An 18,601-nucleotide genomic window follows, 5' to 3' on the forward strand; every position below is an offset into this window, starting at 1 on the left:
ATGGGTGGGGTGTTCAGGGTTTCGGGACGAACGGTGCAGGGGCGGGAAGGCGGGGCCGCTGCGCTGGCATGGCGCGCGCAGCCGGGCCCGGAGCAGGTCCGGGCCCGGCCCCGGGTCAGGCGGCCTTGCCTTGCAGGTCCTGCTTCATGGACTTCTTCAGGGCCTCCATCTCCGCGCCCAGTTCGGCGAGTTTCTGCTTGCCCAGCAGCTTGGCGGCCTGGGGAAACATCTCCTTCTCCTCTTCCTCGATGTGGTGTTCCAGCAGCTCCTTGAGCACCTTGGCGCGGCCGGCGAATTCCACGGAGGACGGCGAGGTCTGCTTGAGGTCCGGCAGCACCAGGGAGTCCACGGTGCGGTGTTCCTCCTTGGCCTCGGCCGACATCACGGCCTCGTCCTTGCCCCCGGCGGCCTTGTAGGCGGGGTAGAAGATCTGCTCTTCGATGGTGGTGTGGACCAGCAACTCGATCTCGATCTTCTGCAGCAGCTCGGTGCGGGTCTTGACCCCGCGCTCGGTGGTGCTGCCGAGGCGTTCGAGAAGGGCTTTAACGGTGACGTGGTCCTGCTTGAGCAGTTCGATTGCATTCATGGTCGTGTCCTCATCGGTTGCGGAGGCCGGTCCGTGCCGGCGCCTCTCCTAATGACTGACGCGCGTGCGACGAAGCGGTTCAAGCTCTTTTCGGGGCTGGGCGGGCTGCATGGCGACCGAAGTCGCCCCTGCAGGTGCGGTGCAGCCGGTCATGGGCCGGGTGCGACCCGACGGGCCCGTGCACGACGCGAATCAGGAATGGATCGACGAGCTCACCGCGTCCGCCGCCATGCCCAGGCAGTCGATCTCGTGGATCATCCCGGTGGCCAGCGCGGCTTCGGCATCGAGGATGCGCGGCGCGGCCCTGAGGTAGTCGAGGATATCCAGCGGCTCGGCCGCCATGGGCGTGCGCTCGGCGACGATGCGCGCATAGAGGTGCAGGTCGTAGTCCAGGCTCATGGCGTATTCCGACATCCGCGCGTGGTCCACCGAGCCGTTGAGGTTCCAGTGGAAGGGGTGGAAGAGGAACTTGCTGTGCTGGCACGCGCTGCGTCGCTCGCCGGCGAGGAAGATGATGTTGCCCATGGACTCCACCGTGCCCAGGTTGTGGGTGCGAACGGGGATGGGCAGCGAGATGAGGAAGTTGTACAGGGAGAATCCGTAGCTGCATTCGCCGCCCATGGTGGCGATCTTGATCACCAGCTCGTCGGCCCCCTGCTGCACGGCCTGGGTGCAGCGCTCGATGAGCTGGCCGGTGGTGGTGGAGTTGATCGGCGCGGTGAAATGCACGATGTGGCTGGCCATGGCTGCCCTCCTTTACTGGCGGTGGTCACGGGTCGGTCACGCGTGAGCGCTCAGCGTGGCGGGCTGTCCGGGGCGTCGGTGGTGGCCGGCCGGTCCTCGGTGGAGGGGGTGCGCGGTGCCTGCCAGTCCGGGTGCAGCTCGGCGGGTATGCCTTCGCGCTCGCGGGTGGGCGGTTCACGGTCGGCGGTCGGGCTCGATTCGACGCAGCGGTTGTCGGTGTTGCGGGGTAGGTCGCTCATGGTCGGCTCCTGTGGATGGGGGCTTCGGTGGATGACGTCGGTGGATCGTCGTCTTCGGTGGAGCCGCGACCGGCGCTGGTTGTTCCACCAATCCGTTGACCGGCGACGGCGGGCCGGACCGATCATCCCGTCGCCTGAACTCCCCCGGATCGGCCGCAGTCATTCCAGCATCACCCCTCGGAGGACCCCCACCATGCACACGCACTATGAAGGCCTGGCCACCCTCGTCTACGTCCCCGGCAACACGGGCTCGTCGAGCATGCCGACCGCCAGCAGCGCCGCCGTGGTGCTCGACGAAACCATCCCCGGCATCTTCAGCGTCACCTGCGACCTCGACCTGGGCGATGCCGACGAGCTGCGCATCACCCTGCCCAACGGACGCAGCGTCGGGGGCGTGATCACCTACAAGGATGGGCGCACGCTCAACATCGTGACCCGCAGTTGAGGACCGGCACATGAATCCAGCGCGCACCGCCGCCTTGCAGGAAGCCTTGTGGATCGCCCTGGAGGCCACCCTGGCGGCCGCCGAGGAAGCCGGGATGGAGCGCGAGCAACTGCTCGCCGCCGCCCGGGGCATCGCCGCCTCGGCATTGAAGGGCGGCTCCGGCAAGGCCGAGGCACTGATCGCCCAGGCCGCCTTGCGCCGGCACATCGGCCAGCGGGCCTGAGCGGCAGCCCCCGGGCGCCCTCCACAATTGACGCGGTGCCAATAAATTCCTTGAGCAGGGGGCGTGGATCGTGGTGTCTTGCGCCTGGAGCGGAGCGGTGGATGGCGCCCGGCTCGGGGATGGATGTGCACGGGCGGAGAACCGAAGCGTGGTAGCTGGATATCTTGGGCAACTCCTGGCGATCGCCAACGACCCCTCGCGCAGCTGGGCGAACCGGCTGGCGGCGATGCGCATGGCGCTCAGGAAGGCCACGCAGCAGCACGAGCAGCAGCAACGCGAACTGTGGAGCCGGCGCCGCAGGCTGCGCCAGCACCTGCCCTTCACCCGCACCCTCCTCAGGGAACTCGAAGCTGCGCAGCATGAGCAGCTGGCCACCTACCAGGCGCTGCTGCGCTCGACCGGCAGCCTGCTGGTCGCCAGCGAGGCGCAGGTGCTGGACGCCCTGGGCAGGCAGCGCCTGCTGGACCTGCTCGGGGTCAACCCGGTGCACCGGCGGCGCATCCCCGGCAACGTCGAGCGCCTGCTCTGCGCCGTGGTGCTGCAGGGCCTGGAGGACAGCGCCCGGCAGTTCAGCGGGCGGCGCATCCCTGGGCCCCGGAGCGGCCCCCTGGCCCGCGCCTTCAACGAGGTGATGGCCTGCGCCACCCTGCAGAAGCTGCGCAACAGCCGCGGCAAGGCCTGCCGCACGGCCAACGCCCCGTCGCAGCGGCATGCCGAATGCGCCACGCCGGTGCTGACGGTGCACAACGCTGACGGCAGCCGCCAGGTCTACCCGCTGCGCTGAGGCCCGTTCACGCCGCGCATACCTCCCTCACACAGGCCCGCAACCAGCGATGCGCCGGGTCGGCGTCCATCCTCGGGTGCCAGAGCATCGAGACCTGGATCGGCGCGACGTCCAGCGGCAAGGGGAAGCTGAACAACCCGGCCCGCAGGCTGCCGCTGTGGCGCTCAGGCACGGTGGCGATGAGATCGGACGCACGGGCCAGCGCCAGGGCCGCCGAGAAGCCACCCACCAGGGTGACGATGTCCCGCGCGAGGCCGGCGGCCTTTAGCGCCTCATCCACCGGGCCACGGTCCTTGCCGCGTCGCGACACCAGCACATGGCGTCCGCCGGCATAGCGCTCGGCAGTGATAGCGCCTCGGGTCAGCGGGTGGCCCTCGCGCACCACGCCGACGAAACGATCCTGGAACAGCGCTCGCGTGCGGATCTCGGGGCCGGCATCGGCGCCCACCACGCCAGTGTCGAGGTCGACGCTGCCGTCGCGCAGGGGCGCGCTGTCCTTGTCCGTCTTGGTCACGAAGCGCAGGCGCACGCCCGGTGCCTCCTCGCCGATGCGCCCGATCAGCGCCGGGCCGAAATTCTCCACGAAGCCGTCGCCGACCCGCAGGGTGAAGGTGCGCGCCAGGCGCTGCAGGTCGAGGTGCTCCACGGGGCGCAGCACGCTCTCGACGCCGAGCACCAGCTGGCTGACCTGCTCGCGCAGCTCCAGCGCCCGGGGCGTGGGCACCAGGCCACGGCCGGCGCGGACCAGCAGCGGGTCACCCAGGGTCTCCCGCAGCCGCGCCAGGGCCCGGCTCATGGCCGAGGGGCTGAGGTGCAGGCGCTTGGCCGCACGCGCGACGCTGCCCTCGGCGAGCAGCACGTCCAGGGTGATCAGCAGGTTGAAATCGGGATGGGTCATGGGCGGAAAAACTAGCACGCCGCCGCCGGGATAGGGCGCCCGATGCATGAATAAAGTGCAAATGCTGCGCCTTCCGCCATATCAGCGAGGCGAACACACTGCGGGCGACCTACTACAGGAAGAGCGCCATGCACTCCACCACGGCAACATCCGCCCCCTCCGAACGAACCACCGGCTCGAAATGGGCGCTGGCCAGCCTCGCCCTGGCCACCCTGCTCGCCTCGCTCGGCACCAGCATCGCCAACGTCGGCCTGCCGACCCTTGTCGACGCCTTCGGTGCCCGCTTCCAGGACGTGCAATGGGTGGTGCTCGCCTACCTGCTGGCCATCACCACGCTGAGCGTGGGCGCGGGCCGCCTGGGCGACCTGCTGGGGCGCCGCCGCCTGTTGCTGGCGGGCTTGCTGGTGTTCAGCGGCGCCTCGGCCTTGTGCGGCCTGGCCCCTTCCCTCGGTTGGCTGATCGGCGCCCGCGTGCTGCAGGGCCTGGGCGCCGCCACGATGATGACCCTGGCGATGGCGCTGATCGGCGAAACGGTGCCGCGCGAGAAAACCGGCAGTGCCATGGGCCTGCTCGGCACCCTCTCGGCCATCGGCACCGCGCTGGGGCCGTCACTCGGCGGATTGCTGCTGGCCGGACCCGGCTGGCGGGCGCTGTTCCTGGTCAACCTGCCCCTGGGCCTGCTGGCCTTCGCCCTCGCCTGGCGCCATCTGCCGCGCCAGCCCCGTAACGCCGATGCTGCCGCTCACTTCGACAGCCCCGGCACCCTGCTGCTGGCCCTGACGCTGACGGCCTATGCACTGGCCATGACCCTGGGCAGGGGGCATTTCGGCGCGCTCAACGGCGGCCTGCTGCTGGCCGCGTGCCTGGGCGGGTCGCTGTTCATCCAGTTCGAGAAACGTACCGCTTCACCGCTGCTGCGCCTGGCGATGTTCCGCGACCCGCTGCTGCGCACCGGGCTGGCCACCGGGGCGCTGGTGACCACGGTGCTGATGGCGACGCTGGTGGTCGGGCCCTTCTACCTCGCTGGCGCCTTGCAACTGACGCCGGCCCGGGTGGGGCTGGCCATGGCCTGCGGGCCGCTGGTGACGGCGCTGATGGGCGTGCCCGCCGGGCGCCTGGTAGACCGCCTGGGCGCGGCGTCCATGGTGCGCGTCGGGTTGATGGGCATGGCGCTGGCAATCACGGCCCTGCTGCTGATGCCGCTGAGCCTGGGCGTGCTGGGCTACATCCTGCCGCTGACGGGCCTCACCGCCGGCTATGCACTGTTCCAGGCGGCCAACAACACGGCGGTGATGGCCGGGGTGGAGGCCACGCAACGCGGCGTGGCCTCCGGCCTGCTCAACCTGTCGCGCAACCTGGGGCTGGTCACCGGTGCAGCGGCCCTGGGCGCGGTGTTCGCCTTCGCCACGGCGAGCGACGACATCAGCCGCGCCGCGCCGGAGGCCATCGCCGCCGGCATGCGCGGCACCTTCCTCGTCGCCCTGGGGTTGATCCTCCTCGCCCTGGTGATCGCGCTGGCCGGGCGCCGGCGCTGACCCCGGCCCCGGTCAGCGCGTGCTGCGCTGCACCAGGCCGATGAGGGTGGCGAAGAGTTCGTCCTCGGCCTGGGCTGGGGTGATCTCCTCGGCCGCGGCGGCATGGGACAGCGCCTCGGCCGCCCCGAGCATCGCGCGCAACCCGGCGGCGCCGATGGTGCCCTGGCCGATGAAGGGCGTGAGCACGGCGCGGCACTTGTCGAGGAAGATCACCTCGTACTCGCGCTTGATCCGCTCCAGCTCCGGCGAGCCGGCCAGGGCGGCGGCGACGCCGGGGATCTCGCGCCCCTGCTGCAGCACACAGGCGACGTAGGACGAGGCGATGACCCGGGCGATGCCCTCGAGCGTCGGCTCGGCGACGTCCAGCGCGGCATCCATGACTGCGGTCTGGCGCGCGTCGTAATCCTGGTAGAGCACCGCCAGCAGCCCCTGCCGGGTGCCGAAGTGGTCGTAGACCACGGGCTTGGTGACGCCCGCCAGTTCGGCCAGGCGACCCAGGGTCAGCGCATCGCTGCCCTCCTCCCGCACCAGGCGCCAGGCCACGTCCAGCAGCTGTTTCTGACGCTCCTCGCGGGACAGCCGGCGGCGCGGCTGCGCGGTGGAATCCTGTTCCTTCTCATCGCTTGACATGAATAACCTACCAAAAGTAACTTACCAATCGTAACTTACTGAAAGTATATAAGCGCTTTCAGCCACCCCGCAATCGAGCCCCGGGAGGTTCCGCCATGCAAGCCCTGATCGTCGTCGCCCACCATGACCCCGAATCCCTGACCCACGCCATCGCCGCCGAGGTCGCACGGGGCGTGGCCGAATCCGCGGCCGGCAACGGCAGCGAGATCGCCGACCTGTTCCGCGAGGGTTTCGACCCCCGCTTCAACCCCGCCGACCACGCCGTGCACCGCCACCAGGCGACGCCGCCGGCGGATGTGCTCGCCGAGCAGGCACGCATCGACGGCGCCGATGCCCTGGTGCTGGTCTACCCCGTCTACTGGTGGTCGATGCCCGGTTTGCTCAAGGGCTGGATCGACCGCGTGTTCAGCAACGGCTGGGCCTTCGACTTCGTCCTCGACCAGCGCTTCGATAAGAAGCTGCAGCACCTGAAGGTGCATCTGCTGGGCATCGGCGGTGCGGATGCCGGCACCTTCGAACGCCACGGCTACCGGGCGGCGATGAAGGCACAGATCGACCACGGCATCTTCGATTATTGCGGAGCGCAGGTGGTCAGCTCCGAGCTGCTGCTGGAATCGGAAAGCCGCGACCCGACCGAGTACCTGCGGGCAGCACGCCGCCTCGGCCAGTCGCTGTTCGCCCAGGCACCGGCGGCGCGCCCCGTGGAGGCCTGAGGCTCAAAGGCGGCCCCCACCTGCCGGGGGGACCTGTAGGGGCGACTTCAGTCGCCCAGCAGGCCGCAGGACTGCCCCAACTCCGGGCTTCCATATGGCTCCGCTGGTGGATGAAAAGAGCGTCATCCCCCCTACCCACCGGTGGGCACCATGGCCGCGTTGGGCGGGGTGCCATAGGTTGGCGCCGAGCGCAGCGAGGCCCGACACGCACTTCCGGTGGGAGCGGCTTCAGCCGCGAAGGACTCGCCGCCGGCACCTGGCTGCGAATCGTCGGATGTTCCATCGCGAATGGATTCGCTCCCCACGGCATGGGCGGCGGTGTGGAGACCCGGGCCGAGGCAACTGGCCCGGGCGCGTGAGTTTCCGTAGAATCCGCCGCCCTCCTCCTGTCCCGCCCTCCCCCGGTAGCCCATGAAACCAGCCCGCATCCGCGCCGACGTCCTGGCCGGCCTGACGACGTCCTTCGCCCTGGTGCCCGAGTGCATCGCCTTCGCCCTGGTGGCGCACCTCAACCCGCTGATGGGCCTGTATGGCGCGATCATCATCTGCACGCTGACGGCGCTGTTCGGCGGCCGGCCGGGCATGGTGTCCGGGGCCGCCGGCTCCATGGCCGTGGTGATCGTCGCGCTGGTGGTGCAGCACGGCGTGCAATACCTGCTGGCCACGGTGCTGCTGGGCGGGGTGATCATGATGGCCTTCGGGCTGCTGCGCCTGGGCAAGCTGGTGCGCATGGTGCCGCACCCGGTGATGCTCGGCTTCGTCAATGGCCTGGCGATCGTCATCGCGCTGGCCCAGCTGGAGCATTTCAAGACGGGCGATGCGTGGCTGTCGGGCAAGCCGCTGGCGACCATGCTCGGCCTGGTGGCGCTGACCATGGTCATCGTCTACCTGCTGCCGCGCCTGACCCGCGCCATACCGCCGGCCCTGGCGGCGATCCTCGGCATCGGCCTGCTGGCCCACTTCACGGGCCTGTCGACGCGCACCCTCGGCGACATGGCGCACATCGCCGGCGGCCTGCCGACGTTCTCGCTGCCCGGGGTGCCGTGGAGCCTGGAGACGCTGCGCATCGTCGCGCCCTATGCATTGCTGATGGCGATGGTCGGCCTGCTGGAGACCCTGCTGACCCTCAACCTCACCGACGAGATCACCGAGAGCCGCGGCTACCCGGACCGCGAGTGCGTGGCACTGGGCGCGGCCAACATGGCCTCGGGCCTGTTCGGCGGCATGGGTGGCTGCGCGATGATCGGCCAGACGGCGATCAACCTCGGCTCGGGCGGCCGTGGCCGGCTCTCCGGCGTGGTAGCCGGCGGCATGATCCTGCTCTTCGTCCTGTTCCTCTCGCCGCTGATCGAGCGCATCCCGCTGGCCGCGCTGGTGGGCGTGATGTTCGTGGTGTCGCAGCAGACCTTCGCCTGGGCCTCGCTGCGGGTGCTGCACAAGGTGCCGGTCAACGACATGCTGGTGATCATCGCGGTGACGGTGATCACCGTGCTCACCGACCTGGCCGCCGCCGTGATGCTGGGCATCGTCATCGCCGCCATCAACTTCGCCTGGCAGCACGCCCGCGAGCTTTACGCCGACAGCCACCTGGAGGCGGACGGCAGCAAGCGCTACCAGGTTCACGGCACGCTGTTCTTCGCCTCCACCACCCCCTTTCTCAATCAGTTCGACCCGGCGGGCGACCCGGCCCAGGTGACCCTGGACTGCCGCCACCTGAGCTTCGTCGATTACTCGGCCATCGCCGCGCTGATGACCCTGCGCGAGCGCTATGGCAAAGCCGGCAAGCACCTGCGCGTCGTGCACCTCTCCGAGCGCTGCAAGCAACTGCTCAAGCGGGCGGGTGTGCAGCACGGGTGAACCCTTCGCGAGCTCTGCTCGCGAAAGTGACCCAAAGCGAAATGAAAATGCCCGGCCACCGTTGATGCGATGGCCGGGCATTTTTCTGTGCCTGGGCCTTGCGGCTCAGGCTGGTGCGTCGGTCAACCCGCCTCGGACAGCGAGGCCATGTCGATCACGAAGCGGTAGCGCACATCGGATTTCTCCATGCGCTCGAAGGCTTCGTTGATCTGGTCCATGCGGATCATTTCGCAGTCCGGGAGGATGTTCTTGCGGGCGCAGAAGTCGAGCATCTCCTGGGTCTCGGCGATGCCGCCGATGGGCGAGCCGGCGAGGCGGCGGCGACCGAGGACGAAGGGGATGGTCAGCTGTTCGTCGATGGGGCCGATCTGCCCGACTATCACCAGGGTGCCGTCGATGTCCAGCAGCGCCATGTAGGGCGAGACGTCATGGCGCGAGGGCACGGTGTCGATGATCAGGTCGAAGCTGGACTGGGCGGCGCTCATGGCCTTCCTGTCGGTGGACACCAGCAGGCGGTCGGCGCCCAGGGCCCTGGCATCGTCGGCCTTGTCGGCGCTGCGGCTGAGCACGGTGACTTCGGCACCGAGGCCGACGGCGAGCTTGACCGCCATGTGGCCGAGACCGCCGAGGCCGATCACGCCCACGCGGCTGCCGGGGCCGACGTTCCAGGTGCGCAGCGGCGAGTAGCTGGTGATGCCGGCGCACAGCAACGGCGCCGCCTTGGCCAGGTCGAGGCCTTCCGGCACGCGCAGGACGAACTCCTCGCGCACCACCAGGTGCTTGGAGTAGCCGCCGAAGGTGACTTCCTTGGTGATGCGGTCACGGCTGTTGTAGGTCTGGGTGTTGCGCTCGCGGCACAGCTGCTCCTCGCCCTTGCGGCACTGGTCGCACTGCATGCAGGAATCCACCATGCAGCCCACCGCCACGTTGTCGCCGACCTTGTAGCGCGTCACCGCCGGGCCCACCTCGATCACCCGGCCGATGATCTCGTGGCCGGGGACGATGGGGTACAGGCTGAAGCCCCAGTCGTTGCGCGCCTGGTGCAGGTCGGAATGGCAGACGCCGCAGTAGAGGATTTCCATCGCCACGTCGTTGGGGCGCAGTTCGCGGCGCTCGAACTTGAAGGGTGCGAGCGGTGCAGCGGCGGTCTGCGCGGCATAACCGATTGTGAACATGAGCAGTACTCCAGGGGTTGAGGATCAGCCGACGCGTCGGCCTTCGATGGGATAGGCGGGATCGGAATAGCCGGGGGTCGAGGCGTGCCCGGTGGCCACCAGGCTTGAGACTTTGAGGGCGCTGCGCCCCAGGTTGTGGTAATCCATGGGAGTCTCCATCCGGACCAGGCTGGAAAGGGTAGATCAGCGGAGGGTGCGATCAATGCGATGGGGCCCGGAATCGGGCCAGGAGCGAAGATTAAGCGTCGTCGGGGCCTGTCCGGTAGTCGACTACTCCGGCGTGATTGCCCATTCCTGCTATTCGTCGAAAGCCCTGTAAGGTGCATTCCAGAGCGCTCCCCGCCTTGCCTGATACTGCTAGGGGCACCCTGGGCATTCGCCGTGTCGATGATGGGGCATCAGCCCGGCGGGGTATCCGCTGCAATCTGGCGCGACGCTGCCCCAGGCACCTAGGGTGGAGTCGATCCGCCCTGCCCCGCCAGGCAGCGAAAAACCTGGCCATGCGGTTAGCTTGTGCGGCGCCCTGCCGCATGCCGGAACGCCGATCCGCAATCGGGAATCCGCCGTTTATATGGGCCGTATACCGGACACTTATTGCGCGCCAAGAGGCACTTTTGCAATTGCCCGATACTGCGCTCTTTAAACTTCCAGACGCAGGCAATCACAGTTTGGACTGTATAAATCGCGAACAAAAAAAAGCCGCTTCAAGAGAAGCGGCAAATAAACCAAAGGATGATGAACTGGAGCAAGGCGCCACTCCGACAACCTGCTGGAGCTGCACCCTGGGGAATTCATCGGCGCCAGAATACTCGCCGCGTACAATCGCAAATTATTAATTTCATTGATAATAATCATCAGCTCCAACAGTTACGAATTGCTTGCGCGCGCGTGTTAACTGTCGCCCGACTACCTGTTCCGCGAACATTCGAATTCATAATGAGTTCGCACGGTCGTCAGCGGGAAACTACAGTTCCCGCACGGACGTCAATGGACCAAGTGGTTTCTTCCTGCCGACTCCAAGCACTCCAAAAAAACCAATATCTGGGAGCATCCATGCATAACCGAAACTATATAGCCGCCGCCTGCACGCTGCTGTCCCTGGGTATCGCCCAGGCCCATGCCAGCGAGCAATCCGACGCCAAGGGCTTCGTCGAGGACGCCAGCCTGAAGGTCCTGCTGCGCAACGCCTATTTCAACCGTGACTACAAGGACAAGACCAACGACGCCAAGGTCTGGGGCCAGGGCTTCATCGGTACCTTCGAGTCCGGCTTCACCCAGGGCACCGTCGGCTTCGGCGTGGACGCCTACGGCCTGCTGGGCATCAAGCTCGACAGCGGCCGTGGTCGCAACTACAGCGCCTTCTTCGACACCGACAGCGACGGCCACCCGGTGGACGACCTCTCCGAGGCCGGTGGCGTGATCAAGCTGCGCGTCTCCAACACCGTGCTCAAGTACGGCAACCAGTTCCCGTCCCTGCCCGTGCTCGCCTATGACGACAGCCGCCTCCTGCCGCAGGCCTTCACCGGCACCCTGGTGACCAGCAAGGAAATCGAAGGCCTGGAACTGAACGTCGGCCGCTTCACCGCCGACAGCCCCATGGGCGACCCGGCGCGCGACCCCAATCGCCTGAAGAGCATCGACGTGATCGGCGGCAGCTACGTGGTCAACGATGCGCTGTCGGTGGCCCTGTACCACTCCGATGTCGAAGACACCTTCAAGAAGTACTACGGCAACGTGAACTACACGATTCCGTTCAACGCGGAACAGGCCCTGAACGTCGACTTCAACATCTATCGCACCGACTACGACGACAACTCCGATGCCGCGCTGGACTTCGGCGGTGACGGCGACAACGACAAGAACACCCTGTGGAGCCTGGCCGCCAAGTACAGCGTCGGTGCCCACGCGTTCATCATCGCCCACCAGCGCAACACCGGTGATGCCGGCTATGCGTACGACTACGGCGACGGCGGCAGCACCATCTACGTGGCCAACTCCTACTACTCCGACTTCAACCTGAAGAACGAGCGCTCCTGGCAGGCGAGCTACGAGCTGGACTTCGCCACCTACGGCGTGCCCGGCCTGAGCTACAAGGTCGCCTACGTGCGTGGCAGCAACATCGAGGCCGGCGGCGAGAGCGACGGCACCGAGCGCGAGCTGTTCAACCAGTTCAAGTACGTGGTGCAGGACGGCCCGGCCAAGGACCTGTCGTTCAAGCTGCGCAACTCCATCTACCGTGCCGACAACAACGTGGGCCCGGACCTGAACGAAGTCCGCGCCTTCGTCGAGTACCCGATCAGCATCCTCTGATCGCCAGAACGCGCGCCGGGCAATCCGGCGCGCGCCCCTCGCCCAGGCATTCCCTGCAGGAGCGGCTTCAGCCGCGAAAGCCCCGCCGCCAGCACAAGGCTGCGAGTGGCCGGATATTTCCTTGCGAACGAATTCGCTCCCGCAGATTCCAGCAAGCGCTTCGCGAGCAGAGCTCGCTCCTACGGGGCGTGCGTTGGCGCCACGCCGTAGGTTGGCGCCGAGCGCAGCGAGGCCCAACACAACAATGTTCGGCCGTGGCAGGTGCTCCTTGTGGGAGCGGCTTCAGCCGCGACAGACCCGCCACCGGCACAAGGCTGCGAGTGGCCGGATATTCCATCGCGAATGAATTCGCTCCCACGAGATGGGCAGGGACCTGTAGGGGCGACTTCAGTCGCCAAGCAGGCCGCAGGACTGCCCCAGCTCCGAGTATCCATGCGACTCCGCTGGTGGATGAAAAGAGCGCCATCCACCCTACACACCGGTTGGTACCGTGGGTTCGAATTGGGCACGGCGCCGTAGGTTGGCGCCGAGCGCAGCGAGGCTTAACGCAGCGATGTAGCGACCGCCTGAGCCTCAGCAGAGCGTCATGGCCGCCAGGCAGGCACGGTTGCGGCCTTCCTGCTTGGCCCGGTAGAGCAACTGGTCGCAACGCGCGAGCAGGTCCTGCGCCTTGGCCAGGCCCGCGCCGCTGGAGAGCGAGGCGCCCAGGCTGATGGTGTGGTGGCGCACGCCATCCGGGCGGTTGAGGTGCTCCATGTCCAGCCCCGCCACCTGCACCCGCAGGCGCTCGGTGATGGTTTCCAGCTCGGCCTGGCTGCTGACCTGCAGCAGGACGACGAACTCCTCCCCGCCGTAGCGGAAGACCTTCGCCTGGCCGTCGCGCAGGGTGTGCACCAGGCTGTCGACGACCTCGCGCAGGCAGCGGTCGCCGGCCAGGTGGCCGTAGTGGTCGTTGTACGGCTTGAAGTAGTCGATGTCCGCCAGCAGCAGCGCGAAGGGCCGGCCGTGCAGGCTCATCTGCTGCCAGTACTCCTCCAGCACCTGGTCGAAGGCGCGGCGGTTGCCGACCCCGGTGAGCGCATCGGTGCTCGCCAGCTCGTGCAGGCGGCCATTGAGCGTGGCCAGTTCGGCGCGTTGGCGGCGCGCCTCCTCGTCGGCGAGAAAGGCCTGGCGCACGCCACGGATGGTGGTCCAGCTGATGAACAGGCTGAAGATCGCCACCGGCAGGTAGACCAGGGTGAAGATCAGCAGCGCCTTGGCGTCGCCCGGGTGGATCAGCGCGACGTTGTAGAGGATCACCCCGGAGATCACCAGCGAGCAGGCCAGGATGCCCTTGAACGAATAGCGCACCCCCAGGTTGCCCAGCACGATGAACACCACCGAGGCGTAGAGGAAGGTCGCGACGTCGGGCGAATCACTGCGCTTGAGCAGCTCGAACCAGGCGATGGTGGAAACGATGTCATGCAGTGGCATGAGCATGTCCATCAGCAGCACGCTGCGGCTGTAGCGGAACACCAGGAAGATGTTCAAGAGCCCCACCAGGCTCAGCAGGCCCCGGGTGACCAGCGACTCCATGGCCATGTCCGGGATCAGCAGCGCGTCGGCCAGCACGTAGGAGTCGTAGGCGATCATCGCGATGAAGTTGATCGCCAGCAGAAAGCCCCGGTAGTGCGTGAGCACAAAGGCCTTGTAGGCCGGCTCGAGCACGGCGGGGATGCGCCCGCGCAGGGGCCGGATCGGGACTGTCGGGGTCGCGGGAAGTGTCATGGGGCACTGAGCCTGGGCTGACGCCGGGACGGCGGTCATGGCAGTTGGCCAGTCTAGGGAGGCGCAGGACCGCCGTCTACTGGGGCGAGAATCGTTCCGCCCATGCCCGCACCCCGCCCCTTACTCCAGCAAGGACAGCACCACCCCGACCTGCGGCTCCAACTGGCCCCGCAAGGCCGCCAGGTAACGCTCGCGCACCACCGGGGCGCCGTGGCCATACTCGAAGATCAGCCACGAGCGGGCGAAGCCGTTGAAGGCCTGCCAGCGCTCGGCGAGCGTTCGGGCGAATGCCGCCGCCCCCCACAGCTGGTGCAGACGCTTGCCCTCGTTGGGGGCGAAGAAGAACACCGGCTTCGGCCCCGGCAGCCCACCCGGCAGCGCCTGGCGCTGGTCCCAGTGGGAGGCACCGACCTGGCAGCTGTAGCGCAGCCCCGCCTGCAGGTGAGTGTGCAGGCGAGCGAGCAACGGGCTGTTGCCCGCCAGGTCGATGACCATCGACGGCACCTCGCCGGGCAGCGACTCCACCTCGCCGTACTCCAGCACCCGGTCATAGCAGCCCAGCCCGGCGGCGAAGGCGCGGTTGGCCGTCGAGGACAGGCCGATCACCTCGTAGTCCTGGCCCCGCTCTCCACGCAGCCGGCTGAGCAGGTAGGCCAGGCTGATGGCGGTCTTCGACGAGGCGCTGGTGATGATCACCTGCTTCGCCCCGAAGGCCTGGTTGCCGGCGACGAACTCGTCGAGCAGGAAGGCCGTGGTGAACAACGGCCGCAGGAGCATCTGCGGGGCCTCGTTGTCGTCGCTGTAGAGCGGGTCGGTGGCGCAGTTCAGGTAATGGTTGTAGATGGCCGGCAGGCCCTGGCGATGGGCGATGACATCGGTGAAACCCTGGGCATCGACCCGCCCAGGCTCCATCACCACATGGCTGGCCATGGGGTAGTAGCCGTAGAAGCGCTCGCCCTGGGCGACGCCTTCGCAGCGCGATCGCAGCACCACCGCGAACCCCCAGACCGGGATCAGCCCCTGGCCTTCCACCGTGGGGAAGAAGCGCCAGTAACCCATGGCATCGCCCAGCGCCGCATAGCTGACGTTGTTGGCGGTGAAGGCGAAGCGCTCGACGCCCAGCAGCACCTGCCCCGCGTCCAGCTCGACGGCCAGTTCGCGGCGGTGGGACTGGCAATCATCCAGCTGCGTGCGGTTGATCCGCAGTTCCTGATAGGTGCTCATGGGCGGTTCCTCGTGGGGGTGGGCGACCAGCGGATGGCCAGTCTAGAAAGGCCCCCGGAGCGCGTCCAGCCGCTGCCCCGGATCAATCAGCCGCTGAATGACGTGCACGCGAGGCGGCCGCATGTCCCTGGAAAAACTCTGGTGGCGGCCACGACCAGCCTCTAGCATGGCTGCTTCATCCGCAGGAGCACTCCCATGAAGCTTTGCGCCGCACAACTCTCGTCGATCACGGGCGACATCGAAGGGAACATCGGCAGGCATGCCGCCTTCATCCGCCAGGCGGTGGCACAGGGCGCGGCGTTGATCGTGTTTCCCGAACTCTCGCTGACCGGCTACGCCCCGTCCCTGGCGCGGGAGCTGGCGACCACGCCGGACGATCCGCGCCTGGATGCTCTGCAATGGCTCAGCGACCAGCACGACCTGGTCATCTGCGCGGGGCTGCCGGTCACCGGGGCGCAACTGCCGCGCATCGGCATGGTGATCTTCCGGCCCCGGCAGGCGCGCAGCCTCTACTGCAAGCAGCGCCTGCACGCCGACGAGCTGCCCTGGTTCAGCCCCGGCGACGGCCAGGCGCTGATCCACCTGGGCGAGCACCGCCTGGCGCCGGCCATCTGCTACGAATCCATGCTCCCCGAGCACGCCGACGAGGCCGTCGCGGTGGGCGCCGACTGCTACCTGGTCAGCGTCGCCAAGTCCGCTGCCGGCATCGCCGCCGGGCAGCAGCACTACCCCGAAGTGGCTCGCCGCCACGCCATGCCGGTGCTGATGAGCAACTGCATCGGCACGGTGGAAGACTTCGTCACCGCCGGCCAATCCGCCGCCTGGAACCGCCAGGGCGAGTGCCTGGGCACCCTCGTCGATGGGCAGGAAGGCCTGGTGCTGCTGGAGCTGGAGCTGGAACGCGAACGCGTCGAGATCGTTACCGGCCTCTGATGCTCCCGCTGCGGAGCGTGCAACAACCCTCTTTCAAACAAGGGCATTCCCATGTTCATCAGGAAGCTGATGCTTCTCGTCGCCGTTTCACTGTCGCTGCCGCAAACCGCCGTGGCCGGGGAGGACACGCCCATCATCGAGCGCATCGACGCCGAGGTCCGCGCCAATGCGCAATGGTCCCAGGAGACCGAACAATGCCCGGCCGACCTGATGCCCGGGCACCGGGCACTGGAAATCGACGCCCGTGACTGCAATACCGCCGACCAGCTGGATGGCTGCCTCGCCCGCTGCACCGCCGGGGACGCCTACTCCTGCCTGCGCACGGCCGTAACCCTGCAGCAACTCGGCGGCGACCCCGCCGGCTTCGAACCCCTGTACCAGCGCGCCTGCAAGCTGGGCGCGCCCTCCGGCTGCACCAACCACGCCGCCGGGCTGTACCGCGCCGACATGCAGAACGAGCGCGTGCAAGCCTGTGCCGCCCGCAGCTTCACCAAAGCCTGCGACCAGGACGACCCCTGGGCCTGCACCATGCTCGGCATGTACCTGGCTCGCGGCATCGGCGTGGAGCAGGACCTGCCAAAGGCCCTGGAGGTGCTGAAGAAATCCTGCAAGTACGGCGAGGAAGACCCCGCCTGCAGCAACGCCCTGCAGCTCGGCGCGAGCATCAGGAAGACGCTGGATGAGGCCAAGACGACCGAATGACGCTGTCTTTCACCTGCCCACAACAGCATGGGTTTCGCTTCGCTCCACGCCATCCTGCGGGGGTGGCGCAGGGAGCTCGCACTCACTCGCTGGGCAGTTGCCGGCCGTGCTTGGCACCGAGCTTGGTGACGTAGTCCACATCCTCCTCGCACAGCTGGTAGCCGGCCATGTAGGCGTCCCGGTCGATGTCCGCGCCTTCGCCGGCGGCGTAGCGGGCCTCGTCATAGGCGGGCAGTTGGTAATGGGCGAGGAACTCGGTGATCAGCGCCTCGCGCCGGGCATCGCCAACGTCATAGCCGCCGTCGTAGAACAGCCGGTCGATGCAGGACGCGGCGCCCTGGTAGCGCGACTGGGCCGCGTCGAGGGTGGCCGCCGACACGAAGGCGGGCAGCAACAAGAGGCCGATCGACAGCAACGAGGAGCGCAGCGCCATGGGGGAGTCCTTTCAGTGAGGGTGATGAAGGCGGCACCCTAGCAGGCGCCGCAGGAACTCACCGTGAAACCGGTCCCCTTCCCTTCAGCGCCTCGGCGAACTTCCAGCAGGCGAACGCCGCCAGCAGCAGGCCGACCACGGCGAGCACCGCACCGGCATTGCCCACCTGGCGCAGGGCGATGTGCTGGCTGACCAGGCTGCCCAGCAGCGCGCCGCCGCCGATACCGACGTTGTACAGGCCGGAGAACAGCGCCATGGCCACGTCCGTGGCATCCGAGGCCAGGCGCAGCACGCTGGATTGCTGGGCCAGGCCGAAGCACATGATCGCCATGCCCCAGAGCAGGCTCATGCCCAGCAGCCAGCCATGGTGCTGGGCCAGCGGCAGGAGCAGCAGCAAGCTCGCCGCCAGGATGCCCACCGCCACGAGCAGCAGGCCCCGGGGGAAGCGGTCGCTGTAGCGGCTGAAGAGGATCGAGCCGAAGACACCCGCCCCGCCGGAGAGCAACAGCAGCACGGTGGTCATCTGCCCGCTCATGCCCGCCACGTCGCGGGAGAAGGGCTCGATGTAGCTGTAGGCGGTGAACTGTGCGGTGATCACCAGCACGGTGAGCACGTAGAGCGCCACCAGCGGCGGGCGCTTGAGCAGCATGGGCAGGCTGCGCAGGGAGCCGGAGTTCTGGCTCGGCAGCAGCGGCAGGGTGCGCGCCAGGCACAACGCCGTGAGCACCGCCAGGCCGGCGATGGCCAGGAAGGTGGTGCGCCAGCCCAGGGCCTCGCCCACCACGCGGCCGAGGGGGATGCCCAGGACCATCGCCATGATGGTGCCGGTGGCCAGCAACCCCAGCGCCTTGGCCTGCTTGCCCGGCGGCGCCACGCGCACCGCCAGCGAGGCGGTGATCGACCAGAACACCGCATGGGCGAAGGCGATGCCGATGCGGCTGAGCATCAGCACGCCGAAGCTCCAGGCCACGCTGGAGAGCAAGTGGCTGGCGATGAACAGCACGAAGACGAACACCAGCAGCTTGCGCCGCTCGATGTTGCGGGTCAGCAGCATCAGCGGCAGCGAGGCCAGGGTCACCACCCAGGCGTAGAGCGTCAGCATCAGGCCGACCTGGGCGGTGGGCATCTCGAAGCTGCGGCCGATGTCGCTGAGCAGCCCCACCGGGACGAACTCGGTGGTGTTGAAGATGAAGGCGGCCAGGGCCAGGGCGATCACGCTCAGCCAGCTGCCGGCGCGGGGTTCGGGGGATGGGTCGAGAGCGGGACGTTCAGGGCTCAAGGGCTGTTCCGGGGCTGTGGCTGGAGTCGGGACAGGGTCGATGCGCCTCCACCGCGCATGCCAGTGACCACCCGGGAAGCAAGGCAAGGGGCGGACGGCTGCGGCGGGGTTTGTTCTTGGAATG

General features: G+C 67.9%; 20 protein-coding genes. 9 read left to right on the forward strand and 11 right to left on the reverse strand.

Annotated features, from left to right (window positions below; translation table 11 throughout):
• Nucleotides 1-115: 115 nt before the first annotated feature.
• From PHLH3_RS17875 to PHLH3_RS17885, 3 genes are all read right to left on the reverse strand, one after another.
• Nucleotides 116-586 (reverse strand): hemerythrin domain-containing protein, encoded by a 471-nt coding sequence (locus PHLH3_RS17875; protein ID WP_111262545.1) that lies wholly within the window; start codon nt 584-586, stop codon nt 116-118.
• A 192-nt stretch (nt 587-778) separates the two neighbouring features.
• Nucleotides 779-1,330 (reverse strand): ATP-dependent Clp protease proteolytic subunit, encoded by a 552-nt coding sequence (locus PHLH3_RS17880; protein WP_213625196.1) that lies wholly within the window; start codon nt 1,328-1,330, stop codon nt 779-781.
• A 50-nt stretch (nt 1,331-1,380) separates the two neighbouring features.
• On the reverse strand, nt 1,381-1,569 hold the full coding sequence (locus PHLH3_RS17885) for a hypothetical protein (protein WP_173177329.1): 189 nt from the start codon (nt 1,567-1,569) through the stop codon (nt 1,381-1,383).
• Nucleotides 1,570-1,762: 193 nt separating this feature from the next.
• Between PHLH3_RS17885 and PHLH3_RS17890 the strand changes: the two genes are divergently transcribed.
• The 3 genes from PHLH3_RS17890 to PHLH3_RS17900 all read left to right on the forward strand — a co-directional run bounded on the left by PHLH3_RS17890 (nt 1,763) and on the right by PHLH3_RS17900 (nt 3,021).
• Nucleotides 1,763-2,014 (forward strand): hypothetical protein, encoded by a 252-nt coding sequence (locus PHLH3_RS17890; protein ID WP_213625197.1) that lies wholly within the window; start codon nt 1,763-1,765, stop codon nt 2,012-2,014.
• 10 nt (nt 2,015-2,024) lie between these two features.
• Entirely contained in the window at nt 2,025-2,237 is a 213-nt protein-coding gene (locus PHLH3_RS17895) for a hypothetical protein (protein ID WP_213625198.1), read from the forward strand.
• Between the two features lie 148 nt (nt 2,238-2,385).
• The gene (locus PHLH3_RS17900; RefSeq protein ID WP_213625199.1) at nt 2,386-3,021 is read left to right on the forward strand and encodes a hypothetical protein; all 636 of its coding nucleotides are present in this window, start codon (nt 2,386-2,388) and stop codon (nt 3,019-3,021) included.
• Between the two features lie 7 nt (nt 3,022-3,028).
• On the opposite strand, the gene PHLH3_RS17905 is transcribed toward PHLH3_RS17900, so the two are convergent.
• Complete coding sequence (locus tag PHLH3_RS17905; RefSeq protein ID WP_213625200.1) at nt 3,029-3,919, reverse strand: LysR family transcriptional regulator; 891 nt, start codon at nt 3,917-3,919, stop codon at nt 3,029-3,031.
• 128 nt (nt 3,920-4,047) lie between these two features.
• Here PHLH3_RS17905 and PHLH3_RS17910 point away from each other — a divergent pair, with 128 nt between their 5' ends.
• Nucleotides 4,048-5,454: an MFS transporter gene (locus PHLH3_RS17910; RefSeq protein ID WP_213625201.1), complete on the forward strand. Its 1,407-nt coding sequence runs from the start codon at nt 4,048-4,050 to the stop codon at nt 5,452-5,454.
• A 12-nt stretch (nt 5,455-5,466) separates the two neighbouring features.
• On the opposite strand, the gene PHLH3_RS17915 is transcribed toward PHLH3_RS17910, so the two are convergent.
• On the reverse strand, nt 5,467-6,084 hold the full coding sequence (locus PHLH3_RS17915) for a TetR/AcrR family transcriptional regulator (RefSeq protein WP_213625202.1): 618 nt from the start codon (nt 6,082-6,084) through the stop codon (nt 5,467-5,469).
• A gap of 95 nt (nt 6,085-6,179) precedes the next feature.
• On the opposite strand from PHLH3_RS17915, the gene PHLH3_RS17920 reads away from it, so the two are divergent.
• Entirely contained in the window at nt 6,180-6,797 is a 618-nt protein-coding gene (locus tag PHLH3_RS17920) for an NAD(P)H-dependent oxidoreductase (RefSeq protein WP_213625203.1), read from the forward strand.
• 411 nt (nt 6,798-7,208) lie between these two features.
• Nucleotides 7,209-8,654, forward strand: coding sequence for a SulP family inorganic anion transporter (locus tag PHLH3_RS17925; RefSeq protein WP_213625204.1), 1,446 nt, complete (start codon nt 7,209-7,211; stop codon nt 8,652-8,654).
• A gap of 122 nt (nt 8,655-8,776) precedes the next feature.
• Here PHLH3_RS17925 and PHLH3_RS17930 read toward each other — a convergent pair whose 3' ends face one another.
• Together PHLH3_RS17930 and PHLH3_RS30685 are read right to left on the reverse strand one after the other, a co-directional pair.
• Nucleotides 8,777-9,829 (reverse strand): NAD(P)-dependent alcohol dehydrogenase, encoded by a 1,053-nt coding sequence (locus PHLH3_RS17930; RefSeq protein ID WP_173177348.1) that lies wholly within the window; start codon nt 9,827-9,829, stop codon nt 8,777-8,779.
• Nucleotides 9,830-9,853: 24 nt separating this feature from the next.
• A complete protein-coding gene (locus PHLH3_RS30685; RefSeq protein WP_280527433.1) occupies nt 9,854-9,976 on the reverse strand; it encodes a hypothetical protein in 123 nt (40 codons plus the stop codon).
• Between the two features lie 906 nt (nt 9,977-10,882).
• Here PHLH3_RS30685 and PHLH3_RS17935 point away from each other — a divergent pair.
• Entirely contained in the window at nt 10,883-12,139 is a 1,257-nt protein-coding gene (locus PHLH3_RS17935) for an OprD family porin (protein ID WP_213625205.1), read from the forward strand.
• A 573-nt stretch (nt 12,140-12,712) separates the two neighbouring features.
• Here the strand turns inward: PHLH3_RS17935 and PHLH3_RS17940 are convergent.
• Both PHLH3_RS17940 and PHLH3_RS17945 read right to left on the reverse strand, forming a co-directional pair.
• Complete coding sequence (locus PHLH3_RS17940; protein ID WP_213625206.1) at nt 12,713-13,906, reverse strand: GGDEF domain-containing protein; 1,194 nt, start codon at nt 13,904-13,906, stop codon at nt 12,713-12,715.
• A gap of 120 nt (nt 13,907-14,026) precedes the next feature.
• Entirely contained in the window at nt 14,027-15,130 is a 1,104-nt protein-coding gene (locus PHLH3_RS17945) for a DUF2855 family protein (protein WP_213625207.1), read from the reverse strand.
• A 195-nt stretch (nt 15,131-15,325) separates the two neighbouring features.
• Here PHLH3_RS17945 and PHLH3_RS17950 point away from each other — a divergent pair, with 195 nt between their 5' ends.
• A complete protein-coding gene (locus tag PHLH3_RS17950) occupies nt 15,326-16,063 on the forward strand; it encodes a carbon-nitrogen hydrolase family protein (RefSeq protein WP_213625208.1) in 738 nt (245 codons plus the stop codon).
• A gap of 51 nt (nt 16,064-16,114) precedes the next feature.
• On the forward strand, nt 16,115-16,765 hold the full coding sequence (locus tag PHLH3_RS17955; RefSeq protein WP_213625209.1) for a sel1 repeat family protein: 651 nt from the start codon (nt 16,115-16,117) through the stop codon (nt 16,763-16,765).
• Between the two features lie 82 nt (nt 16,766-16,847).
• On the opposite strand, the gene PHLH3_RS17960 is transcribed toward PHLH3_RS17955, so the two are convergent.
• On the reverse strand, nt 16,848-17,198 hold the full coding sequence (locus PHLH3_RS17960; RefSeq protein WP_213625210.1) for a hypothetical protein: 351 nt from the start codon (nt 17,196-17,198) through the stop codon (nt 16,848-16,850).
• A 58-nt stretch (nt 17,199-17,256) separates the two neighbouring features.
• Entirely contained in the window at nt 17,257-18,477 is a 1,221-nt protein-coding gene (locus PHLH3_RS17965; protein ID WP_213625211.1) for a sugar transporter, read from the reverse strand.
• Between the last annotated feature and the right edge of the window lie 124 nt (nt 18,478-18,601).

It is taken from the genome of Pseudomonas sp. Pc102, from assembly GCF_018408275.1.
GTDB classification, from domain to species: domain Bacteria; phylum Pseudomonadota; class Gammaproteobacteria; order Pseudomonadales; family Pseudomonadaceae; genus Metapseudomonas; species Metapseudomonas tohonis.

Coding starts and splice junctions, on each gene's coding strand:
- PHLH3_RS17875 (WP_111262545.1), bottom strand. CDS start 586: ATGAATGCAATCGAACTGCTCAAGCAGGACCACGTCACCGTTAAAGCC.
- PHLH3_RS17880 (WP_213625196.1), bottom strand. CDS start 1,330: ATGGCCAGCCACATCGTGCATTTCACCGCGCCGATCAACTCCACCACC.
- PHLH3_RS17885 (WP_173177329.1), bottom strand. CDS start 1,569: ATGAGCGACCTACCCCGCAACACCGACAACCGCTGCGTCGAATCGAGC.
- PHLH3_RS17890 (WP_213625197.1), top strand. CDS start 1,763: ATGCACACGCACTATGAAGGCCTGGCCACCCTCGTCTACGTCCCCGGC.
- PHLH3_RS17895 (WP_213625198.1), top strand. CDS start 2,025: ATGAATCCAGCGCGCACCGCCGCCTTGCAGGAAGCCTTGTGGATCGCC.
- PHLH3_RS17905 (WP_213625200.1), bottom strand. CDS start 3,919: ATGACCCATCCCGATTTCAACCTGCTGATCACCCTGGACGTGCTGCTC.
- PHLH3_RS17910 (WP_213625201.1), top strand. CDS start 4,048: ATGCACTCCACCACGGCAACATCCGCCCCCTCCGAACGAACCACCGGC.
- PHLH3_RS17915 (WP_213625202.1), bottom strand. CDS start 6,084: ATGTCAAGCGATGAGAAGGAACAGGATTCCACCGCGCAGCCGCGCCGC.
- PHLH3_RS17920 (WP_213625203.1), top strand. CDS start 6,180: ATGCAAGCCCTGATCGTCGTCGCCCACCATGACCCCGAATCCCTGACC.
- PHLH3_RS17925 (WP_213625204.1), top strand. CDS start 7,209: ATGAAACCAGCCCGCATCCGCGCCGACGTCCTGGCCGGCCTGACGACG.
- PHLH3_RS17930 (WP_173177348.1), bottom strand. CDS start 9,829: ATGTTCACAATCGGTTATGCCGCGCAGACCGCCGCTGCACCGCTCGCA.
- PHLH3_RS30685 (WP_280527433.1), bottom strand. CDS start 9,976: ATGGATTACCACAACCTGGGGCGCAGCGCCCTCAAAGTCTCAAGCCTG.
- PHLH3_RS17935 (WP_213625205.1), top strand. CDS start 10,883: ATGCATAACCGAAACTATATAGCCGCCGCCTGCACGCTGCTGTCCCTG.
- PHLH3_RS17940 (WP_213625206.1), bottom strand. CDS start 13,906: ATGACACTTCCCGCGACCCCGACAGTCCCGATCCGGCCCCTGCGCGGG.
- PHLH3_RS17945 (WP_213625207.1), bottom strand. CDS start 15,130: ATGAGCACCTATCAGGAACTGCGGATCAACCGCACGCAGCTGGATGAT.
- PHLH3_RS17950 (WP_213625208.1), top strand. CDS start 15,326: ATGAAGCTTTGCGCCGCACAACTCTCGTCGATCACGGGCGACATCGAA.
- PHLH3_RS17955 (WP_213625209.1), top strand. CDS start 16,115: ATGTTCATCAGGAAGCTGATGCTTCTCGTCGCCGTTTCACTGTCGCTG.
- PHLH3_RS17960 (WP_213625210.1), bottom strand. CDS start 17,198: ATGGCGCTGCGCTCCTCGTTGCTGTCGATCGGCCTCTTGTTGCTGCCC.